At 51.7% G+C, this 17,870-nt stretch carries 18 protein-coding genes; 1 reads left to right on the top strand and 17 read right to left on the bottom strand.

Features of this window, described 5'->3' with window-relative positions; genetic code table 11:
- Positions 1-64: 64 nt before the first annotated feature.
- The 15 genes from atpD to ACX93W_RS23525 all read right to left on the bottom strand — a co-directional run bounded on the left by atpD (position 65) and on the right by ACX93W_RS23525 (position 13,310).
- A complete protein-coding gene (gene atpD, locus ACX93W_RS23595) occupies positions 65-1,468 on the bottom strand; it encodes a F0F1 ATP synthase subunit beta (protein ID WP_459394839.1) in 1,404 nt (467 codons plus the stop codon).
- A gap of 32 nt (positions 1,469-1,500) precedes the next feature.
- Positions 1,501-2,361, bottom strand: a complete 861-nt coding sequence (gene atpG, locus ACX93W_RS23590; RefSeq protein WP_459394838.1) for an ATP synthase F1 subunit gamma — start codon at positions 2,359-2,361, stop codon at positions 1,501-1,503.
- Between the two features lie 147 nt (positions 2,362-2,508).
- Positions 2,509-4,014 (bottom strand): F0F1 ATP synthase subunit alpha, encoded by a 1,506-nt coding sequence (gene atpA / locus ACX93W_RS23585; protein ID WP_459394837.1) that lies wholly within the window; start codon positions 4,012-4,014, stop codon positions 2,509-2,511.
- Positions 4,015-4,029: 15 nt separating this feature from the next.
- A complete protein-coding gene (locus ACX93W_RS23580; protein WP_459394836.1) occupies positions 4,030-4,578 on the bottom strand; it encodes a F0F1 ATP synthase subunit delta in 549 nt (182 codons plus the stop codon).
- Positions 4,575-5,057 (bottom strand): F0F1 ATP synthase subunit B, encoded by a 483-nt coding sequence (gene atpF, locus ACX93W_RS23575; RefSeq protein WP_459394835.1) that lies wholly within the window; start codon positions 5,055-5,057, stop codon positions 4,575-4,577. The genes ACX93W_RS23580 and atpF overlap by 4 nt, the downstream gene beginning before the upstream one ends.
- Before the next feature lie 92 nt (positions 5,058-5,149).
- Positions 5,150-5,362, bottom strand: a complete 213-nt coding sequence (atpE, locus tag ACX93W_RS23570; RefSeq protein WP_068686092.1) for a F0F1 ATP synthase subunit C — start codon at positions 5,360-5,362, stop codon at positions 5,150-5,152.
- Between the two features lie 149 nt (positions 5,363-5,511).
- Positions 5,512-6,288: a F0F1 ATP synthase subunit A gene (atpB, locus tag ACX93W_RS23565; RefSeq protein ID WP_459394834.1), complete on the bottom strand. Its 777-nt coding sequence runs from the start codon at positions 6,286-6,288 to the stop codon at positions 5,512-5,514.
- 9 nt (positions 6,289-6,297) lie between these two features.
- A complete protein-coding gene (locus tag ACX93W_RS23560) occupies positions 6,298-6,681 on the bottom strand; it encodes an ATP synthase subunit I (protein WP_459394833.1) in 384 nt (127 codons plus the stop codon).
- A complete protein-coding gene (locus ACX93W_RS23555) occupies positions 6,674-6,907 on the bottom strand; it encodes a hypothetical protein (protein WP_459394832.1) in 234 nt (77 codons plus the stop codon). The genes ACX93W_RS23560 and ACX93W_RS23555 overlap by 8 nt, the downstream gene beginning before the upstream one ends.
- 180 nt (positions 6,908-7,087) lie before the next feature.
- Positions 7,088-8,248: a non-hydrolyzing UDP-N-acetylglucosamine 2-epimerase gene (gene wecB / locus ACX93W_RS23550; protein WP_459394831.1), complete on the bottom strand. Its 1,161-nt coding sequence runs from the start codon at positions 8,246-8,248 to the stop codon at positions 7,088-7,090.
- 38 nt (positions 8,249-8,286) lie between these two features.
- Positions 8,287-8,922 (bottom strand): uracil phosphoribosyltransferase, encoded by a 636-nt coding sequence (gene upp / locus ACX93W_RS23545; protein ID WP_459394830.1) that lies wholly within the window; start codon positions 8,920-8,922, stop codon positions 8,287-8,289.
- A gap of 176 nt (positions 8,923-9,098) precedes the next feature.
- Positions 9,099-10,241, bottom strand: coding sequence for an acyltransferase family protein (locus tag ACX93W_RS23540; RefSeq protein WP_459394829.1), 1,143 nt, complete (start codon positions 10,239-10,241; stop codon positions 9,099-9,101).
- Positions 10,238-11,128 (bottom strand): D-alanyl-D-alanine carboxypeptidase family protein, encoded by an 891-nt coding sequence (locus ACX93W_RS23535; protein ID WP_459394828.1) that lies wholly within the window; start codon positions 11,126-11,128, stop codon positions 10,238-10,240. Before ACX93W_RS23535 ends, ACX93W_RS23540 begins: the two co-directional genes overlap by 4 nt.
- The gene (gene alr / locus ACX93W_RS23530; RefSeq protein ID WP_459394827.1) at positions 11,118-12,224 is read right to left on the bottom strand and encodes an alanine racemase; all 1,107 of its coding nucleotides are present in this window, start codon (positions 12,222-12,224) and stop codon (positions 11,118-11,120) included. The genes ACX93W_RS23535 and alr overlap by 11 nt, the downstream gene beginning before the upstream one ends.
- A 9-nt stretch (positions 12,225-12,233) precedes the next feature.
- The gene (locus tag ACX93W_RS23525) at positions 12,234-13,310 is read right to left on the bottom strand and encodes a D-alanine--D-alanine ligase family protein (protein ID WP_459394826.1); all 1,077 of its coding nucleotides are present in this window, start codon (positions 13,308-13,310) and stop codon (positions 12,234-12,236) included.
- 223 nt (positions 13,311-13,533) lie between these two features.
- Between ACX93W_RS23525 and ACX93W_RS23520 the strand changes: the two genes are divergently transcribed.
- On the top strand, positions 13,534-15,723 hold the full coding sequence (locus tag ACX93W_RS23520) for an Ig-like domain-containing protein (RefSeq protein ID WP_459394825.1): 2,190 nt from the start codon (positions 13,534-13,536) through the stop codon (positions 15,721-15,723).
- Between the two features lie 185 nt (positions 15,724-15,908).
- Here the strand turns inward: ACX93W_RS23520 and ACX93W_RS23515 are convergent, their stop codons facing one another.
- Entirely contained in the window at positions 15,909-16,865 is a 957-nt protein-coding gene (locus ACX93W_RS23515; protein ID WP_459394824.1) for an ABC transporter ATP-binding protein, read from the bottom strand.
- Complete coding sequence (locus tag ACX93W_RS23510; RefSeq protein WP_459394823.1) at positions 16,862-17,866, bottom strand: ABC transporter ATP-binding protein; 1,005 nt, start codon at positions 17,864-17,866, stop codon at positions 16,862-16,864. Before ACX93W_RS23510 ends, ACX93W_RS23515 begins: the two co-directional genes overlap by 4 nt.
- Positions 17,867-17,870 lie beyond the last annotated feature (4 nt).

Genomic DNA, 17,870 nt, shown 5'->3' with positions numbered 1-17,870 from the left:
CTCCCGCCTTTCGCTATTAGTTCATGTTCAAAAAGTACGATTAAGTGGCCTTTTTGAACGACCTCTAAAGCGTGCTGGCTTTCTCCACGGCTTCTTCAATGACACCTACATAACGGAAAGCTTCTTCCGGAAGATGGTCATATTTGCCCTCGAGAATTTCTTTAAAGCTGCGAACCGATTCTTTAACCGGCACGTATTTGCCTTTAATGCCTGTAAACGGCTCGGCAACGTGGAACGGCTGAGACAAGAACAACTGGATTCTGCGCGCACGCGCAACCGTAATCTTGTCTTCTTCGCTAAGCTCGTCCATACCGAGGATGGCGATGATATCTTGAAGCTCTTTGTAGCGCTGAAGAATCTTCTTAACGCCTTGAGCAACATTGTAATGCTCTTCACCCAGTACATCCGGGTTCAGGATACGGGAAGACGAAGCAAGCGGGTCAACCGCAGGGAAGATACCCATTTCGGAAATTTTACGCTCCAGGTTTGTCGTTGCGTCCAAGTGGGCAAACGTTGTAGCAGGAGCCGGATCCGTATAGTCATCCGCAGGAACGTAGATCGCCTGGATGGATGTAACGGAACCTTTTTTGGTGGAAGTGATACGCTCTTGAAGCTGGCCCATTTCCGTTGCCAGGGTTGGCTGGTAACCTACCGCCGAAGGCATACGGCCGAGGAGAGCGGATACTTCGGAACCGGCTTGCGTGAAACGGAAGATATTGTCGACGAACAGCAGTACGTCGCGGCCTTCTTCATCGCGGAAAAACTCCGCCATGGTCAGACCTGTCAACGCTACGCGTTGACGCGCGCCCGGCGGTTCGTTCATTTGTCCGAATACCATTGCGGTTTTGGACAATACGCCGGAGTCTTTCATCTCATGGTACAAGTCATTGCCTTCGCGAGTACGTTCGCCTACGCCGGCAAATACGGAAATACCGCCATGCTCCTGAGCGATGTTGTTGATAAGCTCCTGGATCGTAACGGTTTTACCTACGCCCGCGCCGCCGAAGAGGCCGATTTTACCGCCTTTGGCGTAAGGAGCGAGCAAGTCGATAACCTTGATGCCCGTTTCCAGAATTTCGGATTGTGTCGACAATTCGTCGAATGCAGGCGCTTGACGGTGAATAGGCAAATTCACGTCGGAAGTTACATCGCCAGCTTCGTCAATCGGTTCGCCGAGAACGTTAAATACGCGGCCAAGAGTAGCCGTACCTACTGGAATCGTAATCGGAGCTCCGGTATCAACGGCCTCCATGCCGCGAACCAGACCATCCGTTGTGCTCATCGCAACGGCACGCACCAAATTATCGCCGAGATGAACGGCAACTTCGAGCGTTAAATTGATGGCGACACCGCCAGCTGTAGCCGCTTGTTGAATCTTGACGGCGTTCAGAATTTCCGGCAAGTTGCCGCGTTCGAACTCAAGGTCGACGACCGGGCCCATGACGGATACAACGCGTCCTTTTTTCATTGCTTTCCCTCCTGCTTCCTTCTTATATGAACTTACGACTGTGCACTAGCTCCCGCAACGATTTCCGTTATTTCCTGGGTAATCGCAGCCTGACGCGCCCGGTTGTACGTAAGCGTCAGTTGGTTGATCATCGTTGTAGCATTTTTCGTTGCGCTGCCCATCGCAGTCATACGGGCGCCGAACTCACTTGCTTTGCCGTCAAGCAGAGCGCTGTAAATCAGCGTTTCCGCATATTTAGGCAGCAGTGCTTCCAATACGCCTTCAGGCGAAGGCTCATACTCGTAAGTCGAAACCGTTGCGCCTTCGCTAATCGCGTCCAGAGGCAGCAGACGGGTTTCTGTCGGAATTTGCGTGAGAGCGTTGACGAACTTGTTGTAATAAATGTACAACTCATCGTAACTGCCGTCTGCAAACATGCTTACTGCCGCAGCTGCAATTGTTTTGATATCAGCAAATACAGGAGCATCCGACAAACCGATGACTTCGTCAACCATCGGCATATTGCGCCGGCGGAAGAAATCACGGCCCTTGCGTCCAATGACGAACAATGCATATTCATCGCTGGAGGAATGCTTTTGCGCAATGGTTTGCGTCAATTTCCGCAAAATATTGGCGTTGTAGCCGCCAGCAAGTCCACGGTCGGAAGTAATGACGAGGTATCCCGTCTTTTTGATCGGCCGCGATTCCAGCATAGGATGCTTCACATCCGTAGAAGATGCGGCGATGCTGGCAACAACCTCTTTCAGCTTATCGGCGTAAGGACGCGCCGATACAGCCGCTTCCTGCGCTCTTCTGAGCTTGGAGGCCGCTACCATCTCCATCGCTTTGGTGATTTGCTTCATATTTTGCTTGCTTTTAATTTCGCGTTTAATATCGCGCATGCCTTTTGCCATTTCATTTCACCCGCCTTCGTTGCCCGAAGCGTTAACTGCCGGGCGTGGTAAAGGGGTCTGCGCCGCATATCCTGACGGCTGCACGCGCAGACTGCTGAATTAAAACCTCTTTAGAGGCTGAACATACGTTTAGAGGTTGGATTGCTATTAGGCAAAGCTTTTCTTGAATTTATTGATCGCGTCAACAAGCGCTTTTTCATTATCCGGCACCATATCTTTGGTGTCGCGGATCGAAGCGCCGATTTCCGGATGGTTTGAATCCAGGAATGAATGGAATTCTCTTTCGAAGCGGAGAATTTTATCAACGGCAATATCATCCAAATGGCCTTTAACAGCCGAATAGATGGAAATAACCTGCTTTTCAACCGGCATTGGCTGGTTGACGTTTTGCTTCAGAATTTCCATTGTGCGAGCGCCGCGGTTCAGACGGGAAAGCGTCGATTTGTCCAGGTCGGAGCCGAACTGGGCAAATGCTTGCAGCTCGCGGTATGCCGCAAGGTCCAAACGGAGCGTACCGGCAACCTTCTTCATCGCCTTGATCTGCGCAGAGCCGCCAACGCGGGATACGGAGATACCGACGTTAACCGCCGGACGTTGGCCAGAGTAGAACAGATCCGCTTCCAGGAAGATCTGGCCGTCCGTAATGGAGATAACGTTTGTCGGGATATAGGCCGATACGTCGGATGCTTGAGTCTCGATAAACGGCAGGGCGGTCAGAGAACCGCCACCGAGCTTGTCGCTCAGCTTGGCCGCACGTTCCAGCAAGCGGGAATGCAGATAGAATACGTCGCCCGGATAAGCCTCACGGCCCGGCGGACGGCGAAGCAGCAAGGAAAGCTCGCGGTATGCGGCGGCTTGCTTCGACAAGTCATCATAAATGATCAGGACGTGCTCGCCCTTGTACATGAAATATTCGCCCATTGTGCAGCCTGCATAAGGAGCCAGGAACAACAACGGAGCAGGCTCGGAAGCGCCAGCTGTTACAACGATGGTATAATCCATCGCGCCATGGCGGCGAAGTGTTTCCACAACGTTCGCAACAGTGGACTGCTTTTGGCCAACCGCAACGTAAATACATTTTACGCCGTTGCCTTTTTGGTTGATGATTGCGTCAATCGCGATCGCCGTTTTACCTGTTTGGCGGTCGCCGATAATCAGCTCGCGCTGACCGCGGCCGATTGGCACCATCGCGTCGATAGCCTTGATGCCTGTTTGCATCGGCTCATGAACGGATTTCCGGTCGATAACGCCCGGAGCCGGGGATTCGATTGCGCGAGTTTCAGTTGTATTGATAGGACCTTTGCCGTCAAGCGGCTGTCCCAGAGGATTGACAACGCGGCCCAGCAGCGCTTCGCCAACCGGAACCTCCATAATGCGGCCAGTCCGTTTCACTTGGTCGCCTTCGCGGATATCCGTGTACGGGCCGAGGATAACGACGCCGACATTGCTTTCCTCAAGGTTAAGGGCCATGCCCACTACGCCATTTGCGAATTCGAGCAATTCGCCCTGCATCGCATTTTCGAGGCCGTGTACGCGCGCGATACCATCACCGACGTTGATGACTGTGCCAACATCCACGACTTGAATTTCGGATTTATATTGTTCGATCTGTTGCTTAATCAGCGTGCTGATTTCATCAGGTCTAATACTCAATTCGCTCACCCCTATCTACAGTGCTTTAGAATTTAGCGTTTTTTGTAAACGATCCAGCTTGCCGGACAAGCTTCCGTCATACAGGCGATCCCCGATGCGGACTTGAATGCCTCCCAGCAACGACGGCTCGACGATTTGCTCTGCAATGATTTTTTTGCCGGTAATGCCACCGAATTGAGCCTCGATTCCGCTCAGCTCCTGCTCCGTCAGCCCTTTAGCTGTATAGACAGTAGCATGCGCCTGGCCAAGAGCCTGGCCTGCAATAATCGTATAGGCTTCGTATACCTCTTCCAGAATGGACTCCCGTCCCCGCGAAAGAATAAGATCAAGCGCGTTCAGGACAAGCTGGGAAAGCTGTCCGCCAAAAGCGGCTTTCAGCACCTCGACTTTTTTGGCGGTGTCTACGTTTGGAAGAGACAGAAACTTGCCAATTTCGGCATCCTGCTTCAGCGATTCGGCGATCAGTTTAAGCTGCGATTCTACTTCAGGGACAACGCCCCCGGAAGAAGCCAGCTCGAACAGCGCCTTGCCGTAGCGCTTCGCTACTACCGTGTCGCGGCTCATTTGCTTCCAACCTCTTTCAAGTATTGGTCAACAAGCTGCTCCTGCGACTTTTCATCCACTTGCTTCTCGATAATTTTGGAAGCAATTTTTACGGAGATACCGCCAACCTCTGTACGAAGTGCGGCAATCGCTTTGTTTTTCTCGCTTTCAATATCTTTAAGCGCGGCATCCTTAAGGCGGTCCGCCTCGTTTTTGGCCGTCTGTACGATCTCTTCTGCCTGCTTGGAGCTTGTTGATCTTGCTTGCTCCAGAATGCCGTAAGCTTCCTTGCGAGCCTGATCAAGGGCAGCCTTCTGCTCTTGCAGCGATTCCTCGGCTTGCTTGCGGCTGGATTCAGCCGTGTTCATCTGCTCCAGAATCAGCTGTCTGCGCTTTTCCATTACACCGAACAATGGACCAAACGCCCATTTATTCAGCGCCAGGTACAGCAGTATAAAAGAAATGATCGTGATGATAGTACTCATTGGCAAAAACTCCATGTTCGCACTCCCTTCCCGTTCCTGGGTAACCAGTAATCAAAACAAAGGCGAAGAGGGCTAGGCCTTCCCCGCCAATCGCTCAGTCTTGCTTCTTATCTGAAGAAAGCCAAGAAACCGATAACAACGCCAATGATTGGTACTACTTCGACGATACCGGCGCCGATAAACATCGTAGTTTGAAGTGCGGATTTTTGTTCAGGCTGACGAGCGATACCTTCAACCGTTTTGCTGACGATCATACCGTTACCGATACCTGCGCCGATAGCGCCCAGACCTACTGCGATTGCTGCTGCCAATACTTCCATTTTAAAAATCCTCCTCGAAATATGTTGTTTTTTAGTGGAATTCACTTTTCCATGGAGCTTGTCTTACTTCTTGGGTATATGGAACCCTGGATGACCGAAAACAAAATCATTTCGATAACCAAAGCTTGATGCCTTGCAAGTAATAGACGCTAATGCTTGTGTTCTACCTGCTCATGATCATCATGCACGGTAGCTTGCGAGATATAAACCATCGTAAGCACCGTAAACAGGAACGCCTGAATCGCGCCGACAAAAATACTAAAGCCTTGCCAAGCGACCATAAACGGAATGCCGTACAATCCTATCTTGAGAATCGTCGAGATCAAAACCTCGCCGGCATAAATATTGGCGTATAGCCGCAGCGCCAGCGTGAGTGGTTTTGCAAACGTCTCGATCAGGTTGACTGGGAGAAATACCGGATATGGATGCAGGTAATGGTGAAGATAATGCTTGCGATTCAGCTTGAGGCCCAGGTAGTGGACCAGAACGAATACAACAAGCGCCAATCCCGCTGTCACCGACAAGTCGGCTGTAGGGGATTTCCACCACGCGATATGCGCAGCGCCTCCATGCTCCTGCAAGTATTTCTCGGTGATGCCTAGCCATTCAATTGGATGATGCGCGTCGGTTACGACCAGCAACGGCAGTCCCAGCAGATTGGATATAAAAATAAACATAATCAATGTCATACCCAGAGCCAGATAAGGCCTTACTTTGTGAACCGGCATGGAACTCGCGATGGTGGAATGCATAAATTCCGCAACCCACTCCATAAAGTTTTGCATCTTGGATGGATTTTCCACCGAGAGATTGCGCACCGCCAGCCGCGCCACTACAAACGTAATGACACAAGAAACCAGAATGGCAAGTATTGCAGACAAATCAAATTTGAGACCATTCCATTCTACAATGGGGAATAAATGCATAGTACAGTATCACCCCTTTCCGCTGCTGTTTTCTTTCATCGTGTGCATAATGGCTGCCGCCAGAATCAGAAAAGGCATGATCATGGTTCCCGACAAGGCTGCCGGCATATTAATAATGTCCGGGTATCGGTACGCGATCATCGCAAGCAGCAGCACGGACGCAATCCGGCTGCCAAAGCCAATTCCCTTTCTTCTTGCTTTTTCCTGCATCGCGGCCTCCGCAATCATGCCTACTCTGCGCTGCAATAAAAACGCATTCATGGCACTGACCGCAAGACCGGAAGCAATTCCAAGCGACACGGTCCTGATGTCCGGCAGAAACGCCCACATAATAAGGCATGCCGACAACAGGTAAAACAACCAGATCGTCGCCGTTTTCATAATGTTATCCATCGGAGTCCTTCAACACCTTCCTGACAATCAGAATAGCTGAAAGTATGCCGACGGCAAGACCGACCAGCAGCCCTCCGACCATCCATTGCTTGGGATCGCCATAGAGGTTGCCTGCTATAGAGCCGAGCCAATAACCCAGAAAAACACATAGTCCGACATCGATGCCCAAAGCTCCGACCAGAGCCGCAGCCTTCCATGGATTGTCTTGTTTGCCCTTTCCGTTCATAGGTCTCCAACCCCTGTCAATCCTCATTTATTTTATCCAAGCGGATCAAGGTTTGTCAATTGTAATTCCCATAAGCATTCTCGCATTTAGGGGGACAAAACCCTTATAGAACAAGGTCTCTCAGGTTTTGCAAACCGTACAGTGCTACTGTACGCTGTATATTTTGCCACATATCCGTCACTATTCCGTGATTTGTGAACTTTTTGTGAACGGCTCAGGTCTCTGCTTTCTTTTCCCAAAATGATGCAAAATCCCGTCCACAATTCTCTCCGATGCCGTGCCGTCTCCATACGGGTTGGCCGCTTGGCTCATCCGGCAATAAAGCGCGGTATCATTCAGGAGCGCTTTCGCTCTTGCGTAAACCGTCTCTTCATCCGTGCCTACCAGCTCAAGCGTTCCCGCTTTGATGCCCTCGGGCCGTTCCGTCGTATCGCGAAGCACCAGCGTCGGTACGCCGAAAGAAGGCGCTTCCTCTTGCATGCCGCCGGAATCCGTCATAATGAAATAAGCATGCGGATAAAAGTTGTGGAATTCAAAAACGTCCAGCGGTTCAATCAAGCGAATGCGTGGATGGTCGCCCAGGATTTCATTGGCCGGCTCCCTTACCGCAGGATTAAGATGGACGGCGTAAACAACGGCGATGTCCTCATGCTCGTCGGCAATCCGTTTGACTGCGCGGAAAATATTCCGATGCGGCTCGCCCAGAGCCTCACGCCGGTGCGCGGTCATCAGGATCATCCGCTTTCCTTTGCTCCATTCCAGGACGGGATGGGTGAAGGAATCATCCACGGTATACTGAAACACATCCGTTGCGGTATTGCCCGTTACATAGATGCTTTCCTCGGACTTGTTTTCCCTGCGAAGATTGTTCGCCGACCAGTCCGTCGGAGCAAAATGAATATCGCTCAGAACGCCCGCTAGCTGGCGGTTCATTTCCTCGGGATACGGGGACATTTTGTTCCAGGTGCGAAGGCCCGCTTCAACGTGGCCGACTTTGACCTTTTTCAGAAAGGATGCGTAGCTCGCGAGAAATGTCGTTTGAGTATCGCCATGCACCAGCACGATATCCGGCTTTGCTTCTTCAAGAACCGGCTCAAGCCCCTCCAATACGCGCACGGTCGTTTCCGTGAGCGTCTGGCGATCCTTCATGACATTCAGATCGTAGTTTGGTTTGATTTCAAAAAAATCCAGCACCTGGTCCAGCATTTGGCGATGCTGGGCGGTCACGCACACCAGGGATTCAATCTCTTCCTCGCGTCGTTGAAGCTCCAAAACCAACGGCGCCATTTTGATGGCTTCCGGACGCGTTCCGAATATAGTCATTACCTTTAGTTTGGTCAAAAGCTTCCACTCCTACCTCTTAATCAAGACATAGCGATCTAGTTTGTGCCGAACATCCGGTCTCCGGCATCGCCCAGACCAGGAACAATATAGCCTTTTTCGTTAAGGCGCTCATCAAGCGCGGCGATGTAAATATCCACGTCGGGATGCGCTTCCTGAACTGCGCGCACGCCTTCTGGCGCGGCAATGAGGCACATCAGCTTGATTTGCTCGCAAGAACGCTGCTTGAGAGAGGAAATGGCTGCGATAGCCGAACCGCCTGTAGCCAGCATAGGATCGATAACGATCAGCAGACGCTCATGGGCATCGGTTGGCAGATTGATATAGTATTCGCGCGGCAGCAGCGTTTCATGATCCCGCGCCAGGCCGATGTGGCCTACTTTTGCGGAAGGAATCAGCTTCAAAATGCCTTCGACCATGCCCAAGCCCGCTCGCAGGATCGGCACTAGGCCGAGCATTCTGCCGGAGACGACTTTGGCCTCGGTTTCCGCTACCGGAGTACGCACGGTTATTGTATCTAGCGGAAGATCTCTTGTAATTTCATACGCCATTAAGGTTGCGACTTCATCCACCAACTCACGAAAATCCTTCGTGTTGGTTTCCTGGTTCCGGATAAACGTCAGTTTATGCTGGATCAGGGGATGGTCGCAAATAACTAATTTGCTTTTGCTCATGGAGCGCAATTCCTCCCAGGTTTCCTTTGTGGGGCGGCCATGTCTATAGCATGGTCACAATCCCATTTATTATAGCACTGTACTATATCCGTTGCATCCTGCCAAATTAAAAATTTGTCCGGCAAGAAGCGTCTCCGCTTCAACAGCAAAAAAACCGCATTCCCGCACCGGAAAACTTATCTTCCGATACGAAAGCGGTTTTTAAATAATCGTGTGCAAGTCTCAACAATAAGCGGCATCGCCAAAGCTGCGGAAGAGGAGATAAGCGCAACCGCTCCAAAGTGGATCAGCGATTGTCCGATAAGCAGCTTCTCCGCTCCTGCCAAGCGGGCGATGGCGCGTACACCCACGATGCCGGCGGGATGCAGCACGTACAGCCACAAGCTGAAAGAGCCTAACCACGCATAATAACGGACCGGCATCTCCAGAGCAAGCTGGAACAGGATCCAGACCGCGGGAAGAAGCAGCACATACATGCTGTCGTGTCTTGGCCACCCGGCCTCCTTTAGCCAATATGCCTCAAGGAGCGACAGAGCGAGAATTGCGGCAAACAAGGCGCCCTTAGCAAGCAAGGCGCTCCGTACACAGGAAGCAGAATGCCGGACACGACGGGGAACATACCCCGGAGCATGACGCTTTTCACGGGACCGTAAGGCTTGCTCCCGTTTTGCCGCAAGCAAACCCATCACCAGAAACGGCGGGGCAAAAAAGAAACCGTTGCGTGTATAGTCGAACCATTGAAACAATACATCGTACATCTGTTTAAGCGCCGGAGCTCCGATCGCCAATCCATAATAGCTGTCGCCCAAAAGCCCGATTCCGTACAGCAGCGCCGCAGCGGCTGCAACTCCCCAACCGGGCAAAAGTCGATGCAGAGCATACACAATCGGCATGCCGATGATTAGCGCCGGAAGATACCATAGATGATAAAAGGTTCCGTCCATCAGCACACTCTTGAACATGCCGCCTGCCGAAATTGTACTTCCAAAGTCCCCCTTGTACACATTGAAGGGAAGATAGATGATGATCGCAACGGCATAGAGTAATGCGACTTTTCGCATAACGTTCAGAAGCAAGGCGATATCGGCTTGGGTATTTCCGCTTAATTTGCGAAAGAAAAAAAAGCCGGATGCCATGAAGAAAAATGGAACCGCAAGGCGAGCCAACGCTCCAGTCAGCCAGAAGTCAGCGTCTTCGCCCCAGGACAGCAGAGGGCCTGTGTGCACGGCAACCACCAGTATCGCCGCAATCACTCTCATATATTCGACTCCGCCGTATTGTTTCCTGAGGGAAAAGGACGACTGGTTTTGCCCCGTCACGCAGGGAGCCTTCTGGTCATGGTGATCACGTAGCCATCCATATTGTTGCCGGATACGGTAAAGGCATCACAGTCCGGCAATTCCAAAGCAGCGCCGCGTTCCCCCGCCTCCACGTACATAATGTCACAGATTTCTCCGTTCCCCCTCCAGGTCAAGCAACCGCTCTGCGGCGTAAACGCCTTTATAAAGGAAAGGTATTCCTCAAGGCATACATCCATCTCCTGGATTAATTCACTATGGGGTACGCCGACATACCGAAAATGCCAAGGCTCGCAGGCAATGGAGGTAATACTCTCCTTCCCCTCCTTATACCGCTGAATAAAACCGTAACGGGCCGCCAGCTTTTTGAACGACAGGCATGCTCCTTCATCCGGAAAAGCGGGAGCTATAAAATCAAGAGGCGCTCCCGCCAGTCCAACATCGACGGCAAGCCCGGTCTGGTGTTCGCTGCAGCCCGGCAACGCCACGTATTGGGATGTATAAAGCGGACCGTTCTCGGCAAGCGACGATTCATAAATCTCCTCCTGCTCCCGCCTGGTGCGGTAACCGCTGGTCACCATAATAGCCTCTTCTCCGCCTGCCGCTTTAATCAACCGCGCAAGCATTCCCAAACATTCCCGCTCCAAAAGAATGTTTTCCTCCAGAACAGCAAAACTCCCGGCCTTCAACGCAAATTCCAGCTCTTTTTCCAAAGGCTGTGCCGTCACTGGATTGGCGCGGTTAACAAGCAGCAGCGTCCCCTTGCACACGTCGTCACGGCTCAGCTCAAGCTTTTGCCGTCTCGTTCCCTGCCTTGCTTTTGGCCGGTCATCCTGGGCGCTCCAATTTTTCTTCAGTCCTTGCATCAGCCCTACCTTCACAACCTTCACCTCTCCTTTATGAAACATAAACCCGTTCCACTCGCATGGACAGCGATGAGGACACTTCCTGCGGCACGCTGCTCAAGTGCATGGCGAGCTCGGCAGCCGCAATGGAATTGCCGCCTTGGCTCCCGATCAGCACAACAGGGGTTCCCGCAGGGCATGCCCATGGCAGCTTGACCATCAGCTGATCCATGCATATTTTGCCGACAATGGGCGCTCTCTGCCCTTCAACCAACACTTCCGCATGCCGCAACCCTTGATGCCAGCCGTCGGCATAACCGATCGGCACCGTTCCGATCCATTCTTCTCCGCTTGCCGTATAGGAATTGTCGTAACCCAAGCTTTCTCCAGACGCAAGCTTCCTGACCGCAATCAGACTGCTTTTGAGAGCCAGCGCCGGTTTTAGAGCGACCTCGAGACCAGGTCTGCCTGGACTGAAGCCGTACATAGCTGCGCCAATCCGTACCATATCCATGGAAAGACCAGGGAACCGCAAAGCGGCGGCGCTTCCAGCACAATGGCAATGTCGAGGCCTTATGCCCGAAGCTGCGCACCAGTCCAGCATTTCCTGAAAGCGGCCGTATTGCCGTTCAAGGAAAGTAGTATCCTCCTTGCCCGCTGTCGCAAAATGAGTATAAAATCCGTCCACCTCGATATCGTCCGCCTTCAGCCAAGGGACAAGCTCCTCCCATTCCTCGCGGCTGCGCAACCCAAGCCTGCCAAGACCCGTATCCGCCTTGATGTGGACCTTCAGCTTGCGGGGCAGCTTCCCTTTCAGCACCTTGCGCATGGCTTGAAACCATTCGGCGCCCGCAACAGTGACCATCAACTCATGCTCCAGCGCCTGATGCACATCGGAGGGATGGATCGGCGTTAATATCAAAATGGGCAGCGTAATCCCCTCGGCCCTCAGATCCAGCGCTTCTTCCATGTAAGCAACCGCCAGTCGTTCCGCGCCGCCAGCCGCGGCCATCCGTGCAGACTCCGCCGCGCCATGGCCGTACCCGTTTGCTTTGACCACCGCCATTAGCCGCACGCTATCCGGGAGCGCATTTCTGATGGCTTGTACATTATCCCGAATGGTTCCCAGGCTGATTTCCGCAACCGTTCCTCTTCCCATGTTCTCACCCTACCTGTCGTATTGGAGCCGCCGTTTCCCCTCATGCCTGGCAATGCCGTAGTCCAGCAGCCGCTCCAGCAATTCGCCATAGGGAATGCCTGCGGTGCGCTCCCACATGACGGGATACATGCTGGTTCCCGTAAATCCGGGCAATGCGTTAATTTCATTCAAGAAAACTCCGCCATCCGCATCCACGAAAAAATCAACCCTGGCCAGCCCGGCGCAATCAAGCGCCGTGTAGGCCCTAAGCGCAAGTGCGCGAATATTGTCCAGCAAATCGGACGGCAGCTCTGCCGGAACCGACATTTTTAAACTTTTGTCCATATACTTGGCATCAAAATCAAAGAAGTCGACGCCATGTAAAAACTCGCCCGGAAGCGAAGCCAGAGGTTGTCCGTTGCCCATTACGGCGACCTGTATTTCCCGCCCAACAATCTCCGCCTCCACCACCAGCTTGCGGTCGTAGCGGAGTGCAGCGGCAATCCCTTCCTCCAGCTGGTTTCGCGTCAGACACCGGCTGATTCCGATACTGGAGCCCAGAGAAGCCGGTTTTACGTAACAAGGGTAACCGATTTCGCTCTCTATCCAATCCATCGTGCCTTCTTTGCCGCCGAGCCATTTCTCTTCGCCGAGGGTTACATGTTTGGTTTGCGCGATGCCCTCCTGCTCCAGCACCTTTTTGCACATGGCTTTATCCATCGTCAGGGCGGCGGACAAAACTCCGTTTCCGACATAGGGAATATCCAGCAGCTCCAACAGCCCTTGCACCGTCCCGTCTTCACCGTAGGAGCCATGCAGCAGCGGCAATGCAGCCTTCTTGCCCGGAAGACTGAAATACCGGCTCAATACCCCTCCGATACTGTCGGAAGGCTGGTCGCCGTCCGCTTTCTGCACCAAATCCTCCTTGCTGGCAAAAGGTTCTCTCATCACTCCGCTGCAGCACCATAACCCCTGGGGCGTTATGTAGACCGGATAAACGTCGTACCGTCCCGTATCCATTGCCCCAAGCACCGTAAATGCCGTGCGCAGCGAAACTTCATGCTCCGCGGAACGACCTCCGTACAACACAAATACATTCATTTTCATCGAAAAAAACCTCCCGGCGTTTATGCAATATCCTTGTCTACAAGATACCGCTCTAACGTTAAGAGGCTTATAAGCAAACCATAAAAAAAGCTTAACGAAATCTTTCAGTTATTATAAATGTCTGATTTTGTATTCACTTTTGGGCTCTGCAAGCCGTTATTAAATAAGAGTAACAGGTTCCAAAGAAAGGAAGGATACAGTGGAAAAACAGAGCAATTGGAAAATGTTGCGTGCAAGTTTCAAAGGCGCATTCGCCGTCCTGTTGGCTGCAAGCCTGATTTTAAACGGATGGACGGGCATTGCCAACGCAGCTGAAGAAACGGTCACAGGCGTTGAAATCAATTATGATGCGTCCGATTATGACAACAGCAGTTCCGCGCTGAACATGTATGTGGAGGACGACAAGGTTACCGTCAATCTATTTGCCTCCATCTCCGGTTCTTCTTCCAAAAAGGATGTAACATCGGAAGCGACCTGGAAAACCTCCAGCAGTACTGTCGTTAAAGTCGACAAGGGCGTTTTGACCGGTGTAGGTTCGGGCACTGCAACCATCAGCGCAACCTACAAAGGCTATACAGCTTCCATCAAAGCCACATCCCAATTCATCTATGACGAAATTGTACTGATGGACGGGGACGACGAAGCACCTGCAACCATCAGCGATATCAAGTTGGGCGAGTCGCTTAACTATACGCTTATCGGCCGTAAAGACAATAAGTCGACCTCCATTGCTTCCGAAGCAGTATGGACCACGACAAGTTCTTCTGTCGCGACTGTAGACGAGGGCAAAATTACACTTGTCGGAACGGGCACCGCAACCATTACAGCAAAATATAAAGGCAAATCCGACAGCGTCAAAATCACCGTCACTTCGCCTTACAAATCCATCGAGCTTGTTGCTCCTCTTGAAAACGGGGTGCTGGAGCTTGAGGTTGGAACGGATGACAAAGTCCTCACAGCAGTTGCTTCGCCCAAAACAGGCGGAACAACGGACGTAACGCAAGATGCAACCTGGACAAGCGGCAATGCCAAGGTGCTGACAGTCGTAAAAGGTGTCGTAACCCCTGTTGCGCCAGGCAAAACCAAAATCACTGTCTCTCATCTCGGCGTAACCAGCTCGATCGATGTTGTCGTAAGAACGCCTTACCAATTCATCAAGCTGACACCGGAAAAAGAGCTGCACATTCAAATGCAGGAAGCGCCTATCCAGGTGCAGGCCGAGGTTCTGAACAACAGCAATATTTCATACCCCGTTACGACTTTGGCAGACTGGACTTCTTCTGATGTTCTGATCGCTACTGTAGTCAACGGAAAAGTAACGCCTAGATCGCCGGGCACAGTCAAAATTACTGCCGCCTACAAGGGCGTAAGCCGCAGCATTGATGTCGTGGTTTATCCCAGCATTACGAAAATAACAGCTGAAAAAGCGACGCTTGACGGCTTCAAAGGCCTAAATGGCGATTTGCCGAAGCTGTCCGCTACAACCTTCGACGGATCTACCATCGATGTCACCAAGCTGGCCACATGGACCGTATCGGATGTCAATATCGCCACGATCGAAGGCAGCAAGTGGGAAGCAAAAACCATCGGCGAAGTTACGCTTACAGCAACTATCCAAGGGTATCAGACACAAGTTAAACTTATCGTTCATGTTAAACCGCTCAAACTGTTGATCGACAACAAGGATCTCAGCATCGTAATCGGCAAAACCGTTAATTTGCCTAAGGTGACTGTAGTGAACGAGGATGGAGAAGAAGAGGATATTACCACCTCCGTCGTTTGGACAACCAAGTCCGATAATATTGTCATCAAGGACACCACGATGAGAGGCTTGGAAGCTTCCACCGTGGCGCTTACCGGAACCTACCTGAATAAGTCCGTTTCGATCCGCATCAAAATCGAGGATGAAATCGTGAAGCTGGTAGCCGAGCCCACCCAGGTCGAGCTTAATCCTGGACGTACCAAAACGATTAAAGTAACGGGTTATTACAAAAACGGAAAAACCGTCTCTGTAGGCTCCAAGGTGAACTGGAGCATCGCCCAAACGGCGGTTGCCGTATTAAACGGCTCCTCCGGCGTTAAAGCCGTCGCGCCAGGCGCAACGATACTGACGGGCACCTATCAGGAGCAAACCGTACAAATCGTTGTTATCGTTAAGCCAAAGCTGAAGTCGCTGCAATTGTCGGCCAAGTCGGTGCAGCTTAGCCCAGGATCATCCCAGACTATTTCGCTGCAAGCTGTTTATACAACCGGCACCCCGGTTACGGTAACGGATAGCGCGGTATGGACAAGCTCCAAACCTGGCGTTGCGACAATAAAAGACGGCAAAATTACAGCAATCGCCAAAGGCAGCACATCAATTAAAGCTACTTTTGACGGCAAAAGCGTAACCATCCGGGTAACGGTTAAGTAACAACCGTCTGGTTATATTGCTCGACTTATATAGCACAAAAAGACTTCAGGCAGTGATTGCATGCTGCATGAAGTCTTTTTCTATTTGGCATACATATGGTTTCTGGTTGCCATATGAATGGCCGCCGGAGACAAAAAAGAGGCATCCCTATCATCGACGGAGATGCCTCTTATATTCAAAATCGATTATGCATAATGACATGCGGCAAAATGGCCTTTGCTCACTTCAAGCAGCTGTGGCGCGTCCTTTTTGCACTTGTCGGTAGCAACCGGACAACGGGTATGGAACTGACAACCCGATGGAGGATTGATCGGGCTAGGCAAGTCGCCCTTCAGCACGATGCGCTCCCGCGTTGCTTCAACCTCAGGGTCCGGAATCGGAATAGCGGACAAAAGCGCCCGTGTATAAGGATGGCGCGGATTGTCGTAAAGCTCGCTGCTTTCCGCCAGCTCCACGATTTTGCCCAGGTACATTACCGCTACGCGGTCACTGATATGTTTAACCATGGACAAGTCATGCGCGATAAACAGATACGTCAATCCCATTTTTCGCTGCAAATCCTGCATCAGATTGACAACCTGAGCCTGGATGGATACGTCAAGCGCCGAAATCGGCTCGTCCGCGATAATAAACTTCGGATCTACCGCAAGCGCGCGGGCAATCCCGATCCGCTGGCGTTGACCGCCGGAAAACTCATGCGGGTAACGGATAGCGTGATCCGGGTTCAAGTTAACCAAATCAAGAAGCTCTTCTACTCTCTTCTTCCGTTCGGCGCGGCTCGACACCAGTTTATGAATATCGAGCGCTTCCCCGATAATATCCGTAACCGTCATCCGGGGATTAAGGGAAGCATAAGGATCTTGGAAGATCATCTGCATATTGCGGCGCAGGGCTTTCAATTCCGCGCCTCTCGCCTTGTAAATGTCTTTCCCGTCAAAAGTAACGCTGCCGCTAGTCGGCTCGTACAGCCGCATGATGGTACGTCCCGCTGTGGACTTGCCGCAGCCGGATTCGCCTACCACGCCAACCGTTTCGCCGCGGCCAATTGAAAAGCTGACTTCGTTGACCGCCTTCAAAATGTTGCCCCCGCCTAAATTGAAAAATTTACGCAGGTCTTGTACTTGCAATAATGGCGAACTCATACCGGCACCTCCCGTTTGGCATATGGGTGATGGAGCCAGCAAGCCGAGCTCTGGGATTCGCTGCCTTCAATATCCACCAAATCGGGGCTATTGGACACGCAAACCTCCATTGCTTCGTCGCAACGCGGACAGAAGCTGCAGCCAACAGGCGGCTTAATCAAATCCGGCGGCGTGCCGAAGATCGGAATCAGCGGCTCGTCTTTCCTCTGATCCAGACGAGGCAAGGAACGCAGAAGTCCTTTTGTGTAAGGATGCTGCGGATTTTTGAAAATCTCCCATTTGGTTCCTTGTTCTACAATTTTCCCGGCATACATAACGATTACGCGGTCGCAAACGTCGGCTACGACGCCCAGGTCATGCGTAATCAAGATAATGGATGTATCGAGCTTATTCTGCAAGTCTTTCATCACGCGCATAATTTGCGCCTGTATAGTCACGTCGAGCGCAGTAGTAGGCTCATCCGCAATGAGCAGCGCAGGATTGCAAGCAAGTGCAATTGCGATCATTACACGCTGGCGCATACCGCCAGAGAATTGATGCGCATATTGTCTCAAACGCGAAGCAGGGTTAGGAATGCCGACCAGGTTAAGCATTTCGATCGCGCGTTCACGAGCTTCTTTTTTGCCGACGTTTTGATGCTTGATCAAACCCTCCATAATTTGCGCCCCAACAGTCAAGGTCGGGTTAAGCGAAGTCATGGGATCCTGGAAGATCATGCCGATCTTGTTGCCGCGAACCTTCTGCATTTCTTTTTCCGACAAATCCAACAATTCCTGGCCGTCAAACTTAATGGACGAACCTGGTTTAATCCAGCTTGGCGGAGATGGGTTCAGTCTCATGATGGATTGAGCCGTTACACTTTTACCGGAACCCGACTCACCTACAATGGCTACAGCTTCGCCTTTTCTAACTTCAAAGCTGATGTCGCGAATCGCCTGAACCTCTCCGCTATACACTTGGAAGGACACGCTTAAATTTTTCACTTCCAGTAATGGTTGCATGATT

This window comes from Paenibacillus sp. CAU 1782 (assembly GCF_054551715.1).
The sequence above is the reverse complement of the archived record's forward strand: the minus strand, read 5'-3'. Positions and strand labels throughout refer to the sequence as shown.

Bases quoted from the DNA above. Each gene is read 5' to 3' on its own strand.
- atpD (WP_459394839.1), bottom strand. From the start codon at position 1,468: ATGAAAAAAGGACGCGTTGTATCCGTCATGGGCCCGGTCGTCGACCTT.
- atpG (WP_459394838.1), bottom strand. From the start codon at position 2,361: ATGGCAAAAGGCATGCGCGATATTAAACGCGAAATTAAAAGCAAGCAA.
- ACX93W_RS23580 (WP_459394836.1), bottom strand. From the start codon at position 4,578: ATGAGCCGCGACACGGTAGTAGCGAAGCGCTACGGCAAGGCGCTGTTC.
- atpF (WP_459394835.1), bottom strand. From the start codon at position 5,057: ATGGAGTTTTTGCCAATGAGTACTATCATCACGATCATTTCTTTTATA.
- atpE (WP_068686092.1), bottom strand. From the start codon at position 5,362: ATGGAAGTATTGGCAGCAGCAATCGCAGTAGGTCTGGGCGCTATCGGC.
- atpB (WP_459394834.1), bottom strand. From the start codon at position 6,288: ATGCATTTATTCCCCATTGTAGAATGGAATGGTCTCAAATTTGATTTG.
- ACX93W_RS23560 (WP_459394833.1), bottom strand. From the start codon at position 6,681: ATGGATAACATTATGAAAACGGCGACGATCTGGTTGTTTTACCTGTTG.
- ACX93W_RS23555 (WP_459394832.1), bottom strand. From the start codon at position 6,907: ATGAACGGAAAGGGCAAACAAGACAATCCATGGAAGGCTGCGGCTCTG.
- upp (WP_459394830.1), bottom strand. From the start codon at position 8,922: ATGAGCAAAAGCAAATTAGTTATTTGCGACCATCCCCTGATCCAGCAT.
- ACX93W_RS23535 (WP_459394828.1), bottom strand. From the start codon at position 11,128: ATGTTTCATAAAGGAGAGGTGAAGGTTGTGAAGGTAGGGCTGATGCAA.
- alr (WP_459394827.1), bottom strand. From the start codon at position 12,224: ATGGGAAGAGGAACGGTTGCGGAAATCAGCCTGGGAACCATTCGGGAT.
- ACX93W_RS23525 (WP_459394826.1), bottom strand. From the start codon at position 13,310: ATGAAAATGAATGTATTTGTGTTGTACGGAGGTCGTTCCGCGGAGCAT.
- ACX93W_RS23520 (WP_459394825.1), top strand. From the start codon at position 13,534: ATGTTGCGTGCAAGTTTCAAAGGCGCATTCGCCGTCCTGTTGGCTGCA.
- ACX93W_RS23515 (WP_459394824.1), bottom strand. From the start codon at position 16,865: ATGAGTTCGCCATTATTGCAAGTACAAGACCTGCGTAAATTTTTCAAT.
- ACX93W_RS23510 (WP_459394823.1), bottom strand. From the start codon at position 17,866: ATGCAACCATTACTGGAAGTGAAAAATTTAAGCGTGTCCTTCCAAGTG.